Annotated in this window: 16 protein-coding genes; 7 read left to right on the top strand and 9 right to left on the bottom strand. The window is 45.4% G+C overall.

Annotation, left to right across the window (positions count from 1 at the left end; genetic code table 11):
* Positions 1-109: 109 nt before the first annotated feature.
* From psb34 to OU814_RS02045, 3 genes are all read right to left on the bottom strand, one after another.
* A complete protein-coding gene (psb34, locus tag OU814_RS02055) occupies positions 110-280 on the bottom strand; it encodes a photosystem II assembly protein Psb34 (RefSeq protein WP_017290768.1) in 171 nt (56 codons plus the stop codon).
* 227 nt (positions 281-507) lie between these two features.
* On the bottom strand, positions 508-1002 hold the full coding sequence (locus tag OU814_RS02050) for a CFI-box-CTERM domain-containing protein (protein ID WP_268180073.1): 495 nt from the start codon (positions 1000-1002) through the stop codon (positions 508-510).
* Positions 1003-1299: 297 nt separating this feature from the next.
* The gene (locus OU814_RS02045) at positions 1300-2124 is read right to left on the bottom strand and encodes an SDR family NAD(P)-dependent oxidoreductase (protein WP_017290771.1); all 825 of its coding nucleotides are present in this window, start codon (positions 2122-2124) and stop codon (positions 1300-1302) included.
* Positions 2125-3312: 1188 nt separating this feature from the next.
* Here OU814_RS02045 and OU814_RS02040 point away from each other — a divergent pair.
* From OU814_RS02040 to OU814_RS02025, 4 genes are all read left to right on the top strand, one after another.
* The gene (locus OU814_RS02040; RefSeq protein WP_190651873.1) at positions 3313-4284 is read left to right on the top strand and encodes a sulfurtransferase; all 972 of its coding nucleotides are present in this window, start codon (positions 3313-3315) and stop codon (positions 4282-4284) included.
* A 106-nt stretch (positions 4285-4390) separates the two neighbouring features.
* Positions 4391-5695: an O-acetylhomoserine aminocarboxypropyltransferase/cysteine synthase family protein gene (locus OU814_RS02035; protein ID WP_017290774.1), complete on the top strand. Its 1305-nt coding sequence runs from the start codon at positions 4391-4393 to the stop codon at positions 5693-5695.
* A complete protein-coding gene (gene metX / locus OU814_RS02030) occupies positions 5692-6768 on the top strand; it encodes a homoserine O-acetyltransferase MetX (RefSeq protein ID WP_268180068.1) in 1077 nt (358 codons plus the stop codon). The genes OU814_RS02035 and metX overlap by 4 nt, the downstream gene beginning before the upstream one ends.
* A gap of 11 nt (positions 6769-6779) precedes the next feature.
* Complete coding sequence (locus tag OU814_RS02025) at positions 6780-7067, top strand: NIL domain-containing protein (protein WP_190651876.1); 288 nt, start codon at positions 6780-6782, stop codon at positions 7065-7067.
* A gap of 12 nt (positions 7068-7079) precedes the next feature.
* Here OU814_RS02025 and OU814_RS02020 read toward each other — a convergent pair whose 3' ends face one another.
* The gene (locus OU814_RS02020) at positions 7080-7721 is read right to left on the bottom strand and encodes a cadmium resistance transporter (protein WP_268180066.1); all 642 of its coding nucleotides are present in this window, start codon (positions 7719-7721) and stop codon (positions 7080-7082) included.
* Between the two features lie 125 nt (positions 7722-7846).
* On the opposite strand from OU814_RS02020, the gene OU814_RS02015 reads away from it, so the two are divergent.
* Both OU814_RS02015 and OU814_RS02010 read left to right on the top strand, forming a co-directional pair.
* A complete protein-coding gene (locus OU814_RS02015; protein WP_017290778.1) occupies positions 7847-8734 on the top strand; it encodes a prohibitin family protein in 888 nt (295 codons plus the stop codon).
* A 386-nt stretch (positions 8735-9120) separates the two neighbouring features.
* Positions 9121-9522, top strand: coding sequence for a four-helix bundle copper-binding protein (locus OU814_RS02010; protein ID WP_268180064.1), 402 nt, complete (start codon positions 9121-9123; stop codon positions 9520-9522).
* Positions 9523-9532: 10 nt separating this feature from the next.
* Here the strand turns inward: OU814_RS02010 and OU814_RS02005 are convergent, their stop codons facing one another.
* Positions 9533-10471, bottom strand: coding sequence for a LysR substrate-binding domain-containing protein (locus OU814_RS02005; protein ID WP_268180062.1), 939 nt, complete (start codon positions 10469-10471; stop codon positions 9533-9535).
* Positions 10472-10686: 215 nt separating this feature from the next.
* Here OU814_RS02005 and OU814_RS02000 point away from each other — a divergent pair, with 215 nt between their 5' ends.
* Positions 10687-11133: an RrF2 family transcriptional regulator gene (locus OU814_RS02000; protein ID WP_017290781.1), complete on the top strand. Its 447-nt coding sequence runs from the start codon at positions 10687-10689 to the stop codon at positions 11131-11133.
* A 411-nt stretch (positions 11134-11544) separates the two neighbouring features.
* Here OU814_RS02000 and cysK read toward each other — a convergent pair whose 3' ends face one another.
* From cysK to ssuD, 4 genes are all read right to left on the bottom strand, one after another.
* A complete protein-coding gene (cysK, locus tag OU814_RS01995; protein ID WP_268180059.1) occupies positions 11545-12537 on the bottom strand; it encodes a cysteine synthase A in 993 nt (330 codons plus the stop codon).
* A gap of 126 nt (positions 12538-12663) precedes the next feature.
* On the bottom strand, positions 12664-12867 hold the full coding sequence (locus OU814_RS01990; RefSeq protein ID WP_190651880.1) for a hypothetical protein: 204 nt from the start codon (positions 12865-12867) through the stop codon (positions 12664-12666).
* A 37-nt stretch (positions 12868-12904) separates the two neighbouring features.
* Entirely contained in the window at positions 12905-13087 is a 183-nt protein-coding gene (locus OU814_RS01985) for a hypothetical protein (protein WP_144056283.1), read from the bottom strand.
* 126 nt (positions 13088-13213) lie between these two features.
* A complete protein-coding gene (ssuD, locus tag OU814_RS01980) occupies positions 13214-14368 on the bottom strand; it encodes an FMNH2-dependent alkanesulfonate monooxygenase (protein ID WP_268180053.1) in 1155 nt (384 codons plus the stop codon).
* Positions 14369-14423: the final 55 nt, after the last annotated feature.

The following is a 14423-nucleotide window of genomic DNA, read 5'->3' as shown; positions in this document are numbered from 1 at the left end:
ACCCAACCACGAAAACCCCAACCAAAAGCCAGGGTTCGTTCTAATTCATCAAAGTGCTTCACGTCAATTTAGCGATCTAGAGACTGAGGAGAGACAGCCTCAGAAGCTTCTAGCTTGCAGCCAGCGCCATCAAGAATGTAAAAGTGATCAGTAAAACAGCGATCGCGCCTTGTGTAACGTAAGTTTGCTGCTGCTCAGAGGAAGGAAATTCAGCAAAGTACATCACAGGCTCCGAAGGGTAGTTATTCAGGATTCCGTCTTCATTCCGAGTCGTATACATTGCAATTGCCTCTAAAAGGTAATTTGTTTCGTTCTGTAAACTAATGTAACAGTATTGTTACAAACAGTCAACAAAATTCAATTTTTCTGATATAGGGATTTACTCTTCCTCTGATAAGGCGTGCTGACCTATCCTTGGAGGGCAATTCCCGAATATGCAATATGTCCCTTGCGCTCGCACGCTCTCCAATGTGAAGGTGAGCGGCTCGACACAATTGAGTCAAGTGATTAGTCCTCGTGCCATACCTCGTCTTTAGCGCCAAGAACTGAGAATCTGAGTAACGCAGCTAAAGGCTTGAGGAGTACGGACAGAATAGAGCGTTGAAGCAATTTAGATTTTTGAATACGCTTCGCTACTCTTGGCGAGAATCGGTAATAAAGCTGAACCGCTTTCCTGCCGATAGAAGAATGCAACAGAATTTCGTCTCTGAACTTATAGAAGGTGTCCAAAGTTCCTGTATCGGCGTTACACGCAGTAGCGATGAAACATACGCCACTATTTCTTCTGTTCAAATCATAGATATTGTTATCCAAAGGTTGTGAACGGTTGATTCGTTGACCACATTGGGAACAAAACTCTCCTGACATCGCTATGTTTGAGAAATTCGCAGAACTTCCAATGGGCGAGTCTATATTGATCTTCGGCGGTTTTATATTGATTTTCGATGGGTCTATGTTGATGTTCGGCGGGTTGAAATAATCGCGATCTAGAGGAATTTTCACGCGATCGGCTGTGTAATTGGGAGCCGTTTGTTTTAGCGAAGCTCCACAGTTAGGACAATAGTTGCAGGTTGATGAGACTGTTTGCTGACATCGAGGGCAATTACTAAAGGTTGGGATTTGAAATCTGTCGGATGTATAGAACGACATGATGCACTCCTTTTCCCTATGTGTTGTCTCGATAATAAAAAACGAATTTGAGGAACTTGTGAGACAGTGCTGGTTCAACAGTCTTCACCACAGACCAGCATGCCGGAAGGGCACTCTAACCCAAAGTAATTGCCTCGATCTCAATGCAGATTAACGCGAACCGAGCCGAGCCGCTCGAAGTCGAGCATCAATCGCAGAATGACCTTGAGCTGTCGGAGAGGCAAGCTGTGTAATTTTTTCAGTTACCCACGGCATCAAGCGATTGCCCAAAACTGCAAGATAGCTTTGCCATCCCACCAAAATCTCGGTCGATCCTCTCTCTAGCCCTGAAACCAAAGTCTGCGCCACTTTTCGCGGCGTAGTAGGCATAATCCAGCGAAACCAGTGGAAGTTCTGCACCATCTCCGTATCAGTCAGCGATGGCAGTAAGGCGACCACCCGAATGTTATGTGCTGCCAGTTCTCCCCGCAGCGCTTGAGTAAATCCTAAAATCGCAAACTTCGTTGCAGAATAAGTTGCCATTGTGGGAGCCGCAATTTTCCCCATCAGGCTCGATACATTCACGATCGTTCCTTGTTGATGCACTGCCATTCTGCGAGCAATCAGGCGGGTAATGTTGTACATCCCCATTAGATTCAGTGACATCTCCTCTTGCATTTGAGACGACTGGGAGAGGAGAAACGGAGTTTGATAAGCAACGCCTGCACAGTTGATCAGAATGTGAATCGGAGCATAATCGCGCCATACTTGAGCGATCGCAATATTGACCGCCACACAGTCAATCAGATTGAGCGCAACTGGAACCGCTTCTACTCCGAATGCTCTGATTTCATTCGCAACTTCTACAAGTCGATCGTGCGATCGTGCGACTAAGATCAATCGTCGCGCGCCTTGTCGAGCAAATTCCAATGCAATTTCTCGCCCAATGCCACGAGAAGCCCCGGTAATTAGGGCAGTCTTTCCCTGAATATTCATCGTAAAATCTCCACGGTTAGGGTTCTATCAGGCTCTTTGTCTTTAACTAAACGGATACGGGACAAGAGCTGAAATAAATCTTTGAGTTGTGCTTTGAGAGAGGTACCTGATGTTCGATCAAGCGATATTTTGTTGTGCTTTGATGCCGCAGACTCATTTGATATTTACGAAAAATGGTCAGCAGTGAGATTGAAACAAAGCATAAGATACGTCACTCCGAACGATAGGAATCAGTCAACGCAAATTGACATGCACACCCTAGCAAGGGAATCAAGACACCGCAACTTTTATTAATAGAAACCTACGATCGTAACATTTCGAGATGAAGTACTCAGAAATAACGTGGATTCGGCAGCCGATTCATCATCGATCTAACTCGATGATCATTGTGATCCCCTTGAATCGTCGGGATGCCATCCTCATATGCTGAAAATGAGAAAACTTGAACTGCGGAAGCTGATCTGAGTGGAGCGAAATCTGCCAACCGCAATCTGAGTCATTTCGATTGACTCGTCATCCAATGATGCAGAAATGAGCAAATCGAATAAGCCTTAGAGGATGTTTTAAAAGCTATCCCACCCCAGAATTCTATTCTAGGCTAGTAAGGCGAAGCCTACTAAACCTTACTATGCAAGAGTTTGAGCAATTCAGTCCTCTTTAAAGGAGTTCGCACAGTTAGCCCGGAATTCTATTCCAGGGCGGGTGAATGCATCTCAACGAGCACCTTTAAATACACAAGGCAACACTAGACCTGATTTCGGAATAAAATCGGCGTAGGAATTTCATCAAAATCGCTCCTAAAAATAAAATCAGGATGAAAAAGAGCTTTGTGCCTGTTGCTAGTACGCTCACAGTGCGTCTTATAGGGTGCTCTCAAACGTTCTAGTTTCGTCGTTGCGAGTGCAGAATCCCAAACGCAATACCGTCTCGATCTCGCTCTGAGCCGCGTTATGCATTGTTGTGCAGTTCAGAGTTGTGCAGTGAAATCAAGCCTACCCTGACCCTGAATTGCTTTCACTCTATCGCATACAGAGGAATACACGATTTATAAACTACGGTATCTCAATCGCTTAATCGTTATTTTTCAGAGTCATAGCCTTGTTTTTCTCTCAGAATTATGGCAATTTTATAAATGAAAAGTCCTTTATCTCGATCAATTTGCCGTAGTATAAACGGCGGAGATTTTCCATGCGCCACACTTTCTTTTGGACAAGGCTGAGAAAGCCGAAATTTTTTGCACTCGCTGCAGCGATCGCGATCGCGTTTGCTGTCATTCCTGGGATGGCATCCTTTGCCGCAAGTCCGAAATCTACAATTCAGTTCGTATCACCGAGTTGGGTCAGTGCGAATGTGAACGATCCCAATTTACGCATTTTGGATGTGCGGACTAGCCCTCTGGATTATGTTGAAGGGCATCTTCCAAAGGCAGTCAACATTGCAGATAGCAATTTTCGCGGTCCGAATGGATTTCTGCCTGTGCAGTACTGGGATACCAACAAGTTAGCTAGTTTGTTTACGCAAGCAGGAGTAACAAATAAGAGTAAAGTTCTCGTCTATTCAGATGGGCGAGATGTCTTAGGTGCAACCATGGTTGCTTACTTGCTAGAGCGATCGGGCGTGCGAGATATTGCAGTGTTAGATGGAGGATACGCAGGCTATAAGGCCGCAAATCAGCCTGTTACCAAAGAGTTTCCTCGTTATCGTCCTAGTCAATTTGCATTGCGCGATAATCCATCGATTCGAGTAGATTTGAATGGTGTCAAGCAACTCATCAATAAGCCAGGTGTCGTCTTCATTGATCCCCGCCCCCCAGAATTGTTCCGAGGCGAGAAGAATATTTGGGTACGAAACGGGCATATTCCAGGTGCTCGGAACATTCCTTGGCCGACTTTCACAGAATCGAACAATGCACAAGACGCTTTGAAGAATCCCCACAAGCTGAAGTCATTAGATGAAATTCGCAAATTGCTTGCCGATCGCAATATCAAGCCGTCGGATAACATCATTGTCTCATGCAGTACTGGGCGAGAAGCAACTCTACAGTACGTTGTGCTGAAGCATTTGCTCGGCTATCCGAATGTGCGAATTTATGAAGGGTCTTGGACAGAGTACAGCACAACTGATTTACCCGTTGCCACAGGTCCAGAGCAAGCAGTTTAGCTTCAAGGTTTGATTGATCGCAACTGATATAGGCTTAGTAGTTCTATCAGAGTTAATTTTGATCAGGGCTACTAAGCCTAATCGACTCATTAGGAGAGAAAGTTTTATGTCTGATCAGTATCAGTTTGAAACACTACAGATTCATGCTGGACAAACGCCTGCTCCTGGAACGAATGCACGTGCAGTTCCAATCTATCAAACGACCTCTTATGTGTTTGACAACGCTGATCATGGAGCGAAGTTATTCGCGCTGCAAGAGTTTGGCAATATTTACACGCGGATCATGAATCCGACAACAGATGTGTTTGAAAAGCGAATTGCAGCACTAGAAGGAGGAGCCGCAGCACTCGCAACATCCAGTGGACAAGCTGCTCAGTTTTTAGCAATTAGTACGATCGCAGAAGCAGGCGATAACATTGTTTCAACGAGCTATCTGTACGGTGGAACTTACAATCAGTTCAAAGTTGCTTTGCCTCGGTTGGGTATTCAAGTCAAGTTTGTCGATGGCGATAATGTTGAGGATTTTCGACAAGCGATCGACGATCGTACCAAAGCACTCTATATCGAAACAATCGGAAACCCCCAGTACAATGTGCCTGATTTTGCAGCTTTGGCACACGTCGCTCATGAACATGGCATTCCATTAATCGTCGATAATACCTTCGGCTGTGCAGGATATTTGGCACGTCCAATCGAGCATGGCGCGGATATTGTTGTGCAGTCAGCAACCAAGTGGATTGGCGGACATGGCACTTCGATCGGGGGTGTGATCGTCGATTCTGGTCAGTTTGACTGGGGAAATGGGAAGTTTCCAGTGTTTACTGAGCCTTCGCCGGGGTATCACGGCTTGAATTTCTATGAAGGGTTTGGTCCTGAGAGTCCATTCGGCAATATTGCTTTTATTATTCGCGCACGGGTTGAGGGACTGCGAGATTTTGGGCCGAGCTTGAGTCCGTTTAATGCGTTTCTTCTTTTGCAAGGCTTAGAGACCCTATCATTGCGCGTCGATCGACATAGTAGTAATGCGTTGGAACTAGCTCAATGGTTGCAACAGCACCCGAAAGTTGAATGGGTGAACTACCTCGGTCTGCCGGAGCACCCGTATCATGAACGTGCAAAAAAATATCTTCGGCATGGTTTTAGTGGGATGCTCAGTTTTGGGATTCAAGGAGGTCAAGAAGCAGGACGGAAATTTATCAATAGCGTCAAACTTGCAAGCCATCTGGCGAACGTTGGAGATGCAAAAACGCTTGTCATTCATCCCAACTCAACCACACACCAACAGCTCAGCGATGCAGAACAGCGATCGGCAGGTGTCACTCCGGAGCTAATCCGAGTTTCAACAGGGCTTGAGCACATTGATGATATCAAAGCTGACTTTGAACAAGCGTTCCAGAACATTCCAGCATGAACTATTGCTCTATCATTTCGCCTCAAACGCAGTTCTATCAACTGTCTGACCCGTTCTTTCTAGAATCAGGACAAGTGTTGCATGGGGTGCAAGTTGCTTATCAAACCTGGGGAAAATTGAATGAATCGGGCAATAATGCAGTGCTTGTATGTCATGCGTTCACAGGCTGGGCAGATGTCGAGGCTTGGTGGCAACCCCTTTTTGGAAGTGGGAAAGCGCTAGATTTAGAAACAGATTTTGTTGTCTGTAGCAATATTTTAGGCAGTTGCTACGGAACAACCGGCGCCACGTCAATTAATCCCAGTACTGGAAAGCCTTACGGAGATAGTTTTCCAGCGATTACGATCCGAGATATGGTTCATCTGCAGGCTCGATTAGTCGAGGCACTGAAGATCCGATCGCTAAAATTAGTCATCGGCGGATCGCTCGGCGGAATGCAGGTTCTAGAGTGGGCATTGCTGTATCCAGAGAAAGTAGAATCAATCGCTGCGATCGCAGTTTCCGGTCGTCACTCGGCTTGGTGTATTGGCCTCAGTGAAGCTCAGCGCCAAGCCATTTATGCTGATCCGAATTGGAACAATGGCAACTATGCTCCGGATCACCCCCCGGCTCACGGACTGGCTGTGGCACGAATGATGGCAATGAACACTTATCGATCGTGGGCAAGCTTTGATCAGCGCTTTGGGCGGAATGCTGAAACCGAAGAATTTACGATCGCTCGCTATTTGCAGCATCAGGGACAAAAATTAGCCGATCGCTTTGACGCGAATACCTACATCACATTAAGTAAAGCAATGGATTCTCATGATCTAGCTCGCCCGAATCAAAGCTATCAAGCAACGTTACAAACAATTCAGCAACCCACCCTGATTGTCGGAATCCCGACAGATATTCTCTATCCACCTGTCGAACAACAAGAACTCGCTGATTTCATTCCTAACTCATCCCTAAAATGGTTAGACTCTCCTCACGGTCATGATGCATTTCTGATAGACATGACTGTGCTGAATGATTTGATTGTGCAGTTTCGTCAGAGTTTAACCAGTCAGACTCTTTGTTCTCATCGAATGTAGGAGCCAGTTTGATGCAGTCAGTTTCTAGATACGATCGTCACATCAGAGTTCGCATTCATCTACAGATTCCGATGGTCTATCGACATCAGCCTGTAATTTCTGATTTGATTTCAGTATCGGGTTTGGCTGTGAATATTACAGCGGCAATGCTCGGGAGCAATACAGACGACTGTGGCTACTTTGATTTAGAACTCAGAGGCACACCCCAGCAGATTAGTCATGGACTTGCACATCTAAAATCACTCGATCTAAAAGTCATTGGAAAGCCGAACTCGGATGGAGACGAATGGCACTATTGAAAGATGAATCGGTTAAGTTTGAGCTTTCAGTAAGCTGAGAAATGTGTGAGTCTTGTTTTCCCAGAGAATGTAAAATCCCAGTGCAATCAAAACAAAGGGGATAATCCGATGCCCATAGTTCATAAGTGGACGAGCAATCAGACGATGCGTAGCGAGATACTGTGCGATCGCACACCAAATTGCAATCATGATGAGGAAAACGACCAAAATCACAATTAACTCAAGCCAAGTACTACTGGCAAATAGAGGAAGATAAATGCCAATATTGTCGACGCCGTTTGCGATCGTGACTACAGCAACTTGATAAGTTTGAGGATTCAGAAATTGAGCAAAAACAGAGCGAGATGGCTGAGAGACAGTTTGCACAGGTTCATCGTCCTCTTGCTGAAAAAAGCTAGAAATGCCGATTGCGATAGGAACTAAGCCCAGTAGCCCGATCCAAGGGCGAGGAATGAGCAATCCGCCGAAGAAACCCGGTAAGCTAATCAGCAACAGCACAGCAAAGCCAAGATATTGCCCTGTAATAATATGATGCCGTCGGAACGTGCGATCGATTTGAGAAAAGAACAGCATCAAAACCAGAATATCGTCCAGATTAGTTGCTGCAAATGCAGTGATTCCAGTAACTACGGCACGAATCAAAATTTCAGGCATAGGATTCGATAACTTTAATCGATTGAAATAGCATGATCGATAAACTGAGCTTTAAAAGAATACATTCAGATAGAGCCTTCTCAGCATTTGTTGTATATTAGCGGAAACTGCCTCAATCCTTGCTCATGACGAAATCTCTGGACTCTGAACCGTCAAGCATTGCGAATTCAACCCGAAAAATCAGTAAAAAAAGTGGTCGCGACGCGAGTATTGCTATTCAAGTCATTCTAGTCTTGCTTTGTTTGGCATTGATCTCCAGCTTTATCGTAATTGTGCGAGCAGGAGAACGCGGAGTCTTGATGAAATTTGGTGCAGTTCAAGACAGCGTGTTGGGAGAAGGCATCCATTTCATTGTGCCGATCGTTGAGACTGTAGAAAAGCTCAGCGTTCGCGTTCAGAGCCAGGAAATTTCAGCCGAAGCTTCTTCTAAAGATTTGCAGGATGTGTATGCAGATGTAGCGCTGAATTGGCATGTGCTTCCGCAAGAGGCGAATTTGATCTATCAGCAGATTGGGAATCAGCAAGCTGTCATCGATCGCATTATCAACCCGGCGATCGAAGAAGTGCTCAAAGCAGTCATGGCAAAGTACACCGCTGAGGAAATCATTACAAAGCGAGGAGAAGTCAAGACAGGCGTAGATCAGGCTCTAACAGAACGCTTGAAGCCGTATCATATTGCCGTCGATGATTTGTCATTAGTGCATATTCACTTCACACAGCGATTTAGCGATGCAGTTGAGGCAAAACAAGTTGCAGAGCAAGAAGTAAAACGGGCTGAATTTGTTGCATTAAAAGCAGTCAAAGAAGCAGAAGCGAGAGCCAATCTAGCACGAGGAGAAGCAGAAGCTCAGCGACTTCTGCAACAAACGCTCACACCGGAATTACTGCAAAGACAAGCGATCGAGAAATGGAATGGGAGCCTTCCACTAGTCGTTGGCGATGAAAGTTCTACAGTATTGGATCTAAAAAAATTGATGAAAACAAGCTTGCCTGGAAATGCTGCAACAAAATAGTTCAAAATGTATTCCAAGCGTTACTCAATTGATCAAAAAGTTAACGATTTCATCGGACTTTCAACGCCATTTCATTGCTAATATCAAGATATCCTGACATTAGCCGAGCGTTTTTTCTGGTCAATTTGGCGCTGAATCCAGTGTTCAAATATCACAGGTCAAATCTCTCCTAGTAAAGTCAAGATTACAAGCCTTAATGGATAGTAGTTCGAGCTAAAACTCCTGCGATGCATCGTGTTTTTGTTCAATTCCTCTATTTTTGAGAGAGTTACTGAACATTGTAAAAATCGAAGTACGATCGCACTTGCATCTCCTAAAAACTCGGACTACGCTACAAATCAAAGAACCTCATATTCAGTCCGACGAACAAAGGAACGGTGACAGCTATGACACAATCAATGAGCCTTGAAATGCAACGGGGTCTACAAGCCCTCACCACGTGCAAAAAAACCTGCACGACAACGCTCTCGTACTACTTGCACAACAACACGCAAGATCGCGATTTGTCATTGATGTGCTTGCTGCGAGACTGTGCAGAAATGTGTCTGATGAGTACTAACTTAATGATCGATGGATCTGAATTCATGGGACGCACATTCTTGATCTGCGCTGAAATGTGCGATCGCTGTGCAGCAGCTTGTGAAATCTACTCAGACGATCCGCAAATGATGGCATGTGCTGAAGCTTGCCACGCTTGCAGCCAGTACTGTAGTTCAATGGGTCGATTATCGAGCGCTTACTTCCGTCGCCCGAATTTCGACACCTTCGAGGCCTTAGTTGCAAGCTAAAAACCCAGGTTCAAATCACACTATCCTGCAATTCAGGCATCAAAATTTTCTCAAAAGCACAGATCGACTGAGTGCGAAACCGCTTTTGATGCCTGAGTTTGAAAATTGGCTGAATAATTTCTAAAATCGCGCGATCGCATCTTTGGTCATCTTCGATCTCGATCGCCCTAAGCGTTTCCAATTTCAGTTCTTTCTCGACCATCAGTTCTGGTAAAGCTGCGGCTCCAACTCCTCGCTCGACCACAGCTTTGACCATTTCACTCGTACTGAGTACCAAAGCAATTTGCAGTTCAGATAATTCAACACCCCAATCATCCAGCGCTTGCTCGAACATCTTCTGTGCGCCTGAACCGGATTCGCGCATCACCCACGATGTTTTTAATAAGTCTTCTACAGCGATTTGAGGATTGGTAAACCAAGAATGCGATCGACCGACCACAATCCTCAGCCGATCTGTGCCGATCGCTTCTTGCTCTAATAGCTCTTTTAAGACAGGCTTCACATCGCCTGTGACTAATCCTAAGTCAAACCGCCCTAATGCAGTTCCTTCACAAATTTCTTCTGCATTTCCTAACTTACACTGCACCTGAATACCTGGATATTGCTGCTTGAATTGGCTAATTTTGTCAGGAAGCCAATAATTTCCGATCGTTAAACTCGCGCCGATTTTTAGCTCTCCACGCTGCAAATTGTTTAGCTCTCGCAACTGACGTTCTGCAAACTCGACTTGATCTAAGATTTTCTGCGCTTCCAACTGAAATAAGCGCCCCGCATCTGCCATTTCAATGCGACGACCAATGCGGTGAAATAACTTTACGCCATACTCCTGCTCTAAGCTCTGGATAGCTGCACTCACAGCAGGCTGTGTAATGTAGAGAGCTTCGGCTGCACGGGTAAAGTGCAATTGCTCAGCAACGGCTAAAAAAATTCGTAATTGTTCCAGTGTCATAGTCGTAATTGAGGTTGGATGCTTACGCCGTTGGAAATTTTTCAATCATTTTGCGTAATTTGAACGCAATTGTGAGCATAATGACAACAAAACCACATTAAATCGATCAAGATAGAGTAGTTGAATCGTGTTGGCATCTTATCACGCCCAGACTTTTTCGAGAAAAAAAGCTTCTGGAGTTGCTCACACCCCTCTCATCCATATTGAAAGTCACCATGAAACAGTCTAGTAATTCATTATCTGTGCCTGCCAAGATTGAGTATGCGTTACTGGCGCTCTTAGAATTGGCAAGCCAGTTTGACAAAGCAACCCCGCTGAGAATTCACGATATCGCCGGTCGTCAGCCCATTCCAGAGCGGTACTTAGAACAGATTTTTAATCTGCTGCGACGTGGTGGACTGGTTCAAGGTCTACGCGGAGCAAAGGGAGGATATACGCTGACTCGCGAACCTCGATCGATCACGATCGCAGAAATTGTGACATTGATAACGGGAGAACCGATCGAGAATCGATCAAGCGTGAACTTGGAGCGAGAACTCTTATCAGAAGTGTGGAAACAGGCCCAAACAGCTTCTCATGAAGCCTTGCAGCGCTGCACATTAGAAGATTTAGTCCAGCGCTGTGCTGCTCGCAAGCAGAAATCATCCATGTTTTATATCTAGCACTTGTGATCAGTGGGCTTGTATCTTAGTCTTTGCTTGCTAATAGGGGAATCTAATGAGCTACTGTCTTTGCTGCTCTGAGAAATTACTGCGTCATGTGCGATCAACGGGTGTGTATTGGTTTTGCTCGAATTGTCGGCAAGAAATGCCAAATGTAGTTTGCTTATCTCCAAAATCTACAATCAATTCCCGTGCCACGATCGGAGGGAATCGTGCTGAGATTTGATCCTTTACTTTTACTCACGCTGGTTTGTACAGCAAGTATTGTCATCCTGATTGGAATTGCTTTTATCCCAAAATGGTTTTATGACTTTTTGCTGTAGAATCCTCGATTCTGCACCATAATAAAAATCCCCCAAATTCTCTAAATTTGGGGGAAAACAGATACCATCTCGAAATCTAAATCTAAAACTAGCTCACCGACGAAAGTGAGCGGCTTGCACCATTGAGCGGCGCAACTTCAATCTCTGTGAGATCCTTAAACAATGCAGTACTCAGATAGCGTTCGCCAAAGCTCGGCTGTATAAAGACAATCAGCTTTCCAGCATTCTCTGGACGCTTTCCGACCTGAATCGCAGCAGCCAGTGCAGCCCCCGATGAAATTCCAGATAGCAATCCTTCTTCTCTTGCTAAGCGACGACTATACGCGATCGCATCTTCACTGCTAACTTGAATCACTGCATCAATTAACTCAGTGCGCAAGACTTCCGGCACAAACCCTGCTCCAATCCCCTGAATCTTGTGCGCTCCAGGTTGCCCACCCGAAAGAACATGACTCTCAACAGGTTCAACTGCGATCGCTTGAAATCCAGGCTTACGCTGCTTCAAAACTTCTGCCACACCCGTAATCGTTCCGCCTGTGCCAACACCCGCGATCAAAATATCAATCTGTCCATCGGTGTCTGCCCAAAGCTCCTCAGCCGTAGTTTCGCGATGCACTTTAGGATTAGCTGGATTGCGAAACTGTTGCAGCATGTAAGCATTTGGGACTGAATTCACGATTTCCTCAGCCCGTCGAATCGCTCCTTTCATGCCTTCAGTTCCGGGCGTTAGCTCAAGTTGAGCGCCATAGCCTTTCAGCATAGCTCGACGCTCCAAGCTCATCGTATCTGGCATCGTCAAAATCAATCGATAGCCTTTCGCTGCCGCCACCATTGCGAGTGCAATTCCAGTATTGCCTGAAGTTGGCTCAACTAAAATCGTGCGACCTGGTTCGATCAGTCCCGCCTCTTCAGCAGTCTGAATCATACTCGCCCCAATCCGATCTTTCACGGAAGCTGCAGGGTTCATGCCTTCTAGTTTGGCGACGATTTGAGCAACAGACCCTTCTGCCTGAGGGATATGATTGAGGCGAACTAATGGCGTTTTCCCAATTAACTCTGTAATATTTTTTGCAATTCGCATTGCGCTACTCCATGGTGATGAGGGAGATCAATTCAGTCACAAACAAACGTGCATATCACCCGCCTCTATTTATTATACTCCGATAAATCGATAGGAATTATGGAATTTATGAAAACTTAAGACCGTTTAACGCGCAAAATGGCGAAGATAACGGAATTTCCAAAGAGAACGATAGCTCCAATGCAAAACGTGGAATGTAGAATCTCTCGGTGCTTCAGGAGGTTTGACTTCCCAAATATCTCGAACTCCCGACTCATATTTTTGCGATAATTTCGTTCCCCAAAATTCATCGACTGCAAGTTCTTGCTCGATGCGATCGTAAAATGCCATGAGTGTGTTTCCTTGAGTTCTAGAAAGGCAAACGCTTCTAATGCCAAATATTCCAAGTCTCAGCAAGCTCGATCATTTCCTCGCTGCTCAAGTTGAGAATGACTCCATCTGCAGTACAGATACAAATTCGTGTATTCCCGCATTGTTTTTGCAACAATTGCGCGATTGGCACAAATTCTAGACACAGCATCGGATCAAAGACTAGATCTTCTCTGTTCATCAGCAGAAGATTTCCAGTTTTACAAAAGATCAAACTAACGCAACATTTCCTAAAAAGCTCGGGTGAACACGCAACTAATTGTTGCATGACCTGTTGTTCGTAGAATCTATCTGTCATATTCAGACCTCAATCGACAGTCGCCGGTGTACTACTTTGCTTTGGAAACTTTTCGTTTGCAACAATCTCTCCGAATGGACTAAACATCACCTGCTGATCGATTGGCTGTGCATGACTGAGAGGAAGTCTAGGGAATAACAGTTCGGCAACTCGATAGGCTTCTTCTAAATGCGGATAGCCCGACAGAATAAAATGATCAATTCCTAGCGCTGAGTATTCCAAGATTCGAGCGGCAACGGTATCGGGATCACCGACCAGTGCTGTTCCCGCTCCTCCTCGAACTAAACCTACACCAGCCCACAGATTTGGGCTAATTTCTAAGGCTTCACGGCTACCATTGTGCAACTGAGTCATTTGACGCTGCCCTTGAGAATCCATGCGGGCATAGGCTTTTTGTGTTGCCGCGATCGCATCTTCATCCACATAGCGAATCAACTGATTTGCAGCATCCCAAGCTTCACTCTCAGTTTCTCGCACAATCACGTGCAGACGAATACCAAATTTCAGCGATCGTCCTTGTTGTTCTGCGAACTGACGCACAGATTTGATTTTTTCAGCAACTTGGCTAGGAGGTTCACCCCAAGTCAAGTAAGCATCAACATGCTTTGCCGCAATTTCTTTCGCAACCGGAGACGATCCCCCAAACCACAGGGGCGGATAAGGCTTCTGAACCGTTGGAAAAAGAAGCTTTCCACCCTGAACGTCTAAATGCTCTCCTTTGTGCGTGATTTCATTGCCTTGAGCAATTTCGCGCCAAACGGTAAGAAATTCATCCGTTAAATGATAGCGATCGTCGTGGCTCAAATGCAGTCCATCTCCTGCTAGTTCGACCGGATCGCCGCCAGTCACAACATTAATCAACAACCGCCCATTTGAAAGTCGATCAAATGTTGCTGCCATCCGAGCCGCAACTCCAGGCGAAACTAATCCTGGACGCACTGCAACTAAAAACCGCATTCGCTGAGTAAGCGGCATCAATGTAGAGGCAACAATCCAAGCATCTTCACAAGATCGACCTGTCGGTAACAATGCTCCAAAGTAGCCTAAATGATCCACCGCCTGAGCGATCTGCTTCAAATAGTCATAGTTCGTCGATCGCCCTCCAATTGAAGTTGCCAGATAACGACCATCCCCATGAGTTGGAATAAACCAAAGAACTTGCACGCTTTCTCTCTCCTAATCTACGGTATTGAATCGTATGTACCGGATTACTTAGATT

The organism is Leptolyngbya sp. GGD (assembly GCF_026735145.1).
Taxonomy (GTDB): domain Bacteria; phylum Cyanobacteriota; class Cyanobacteriia; order Leptolyngbyales; family Leptolyngbyaceae; genus Leptolyngbya; species Leptolyngbya boryana.
Note: the sequence above shows the minus strand (reverse complement) of the source record. Positions and strands in the feature narration are given on the sequence as shown.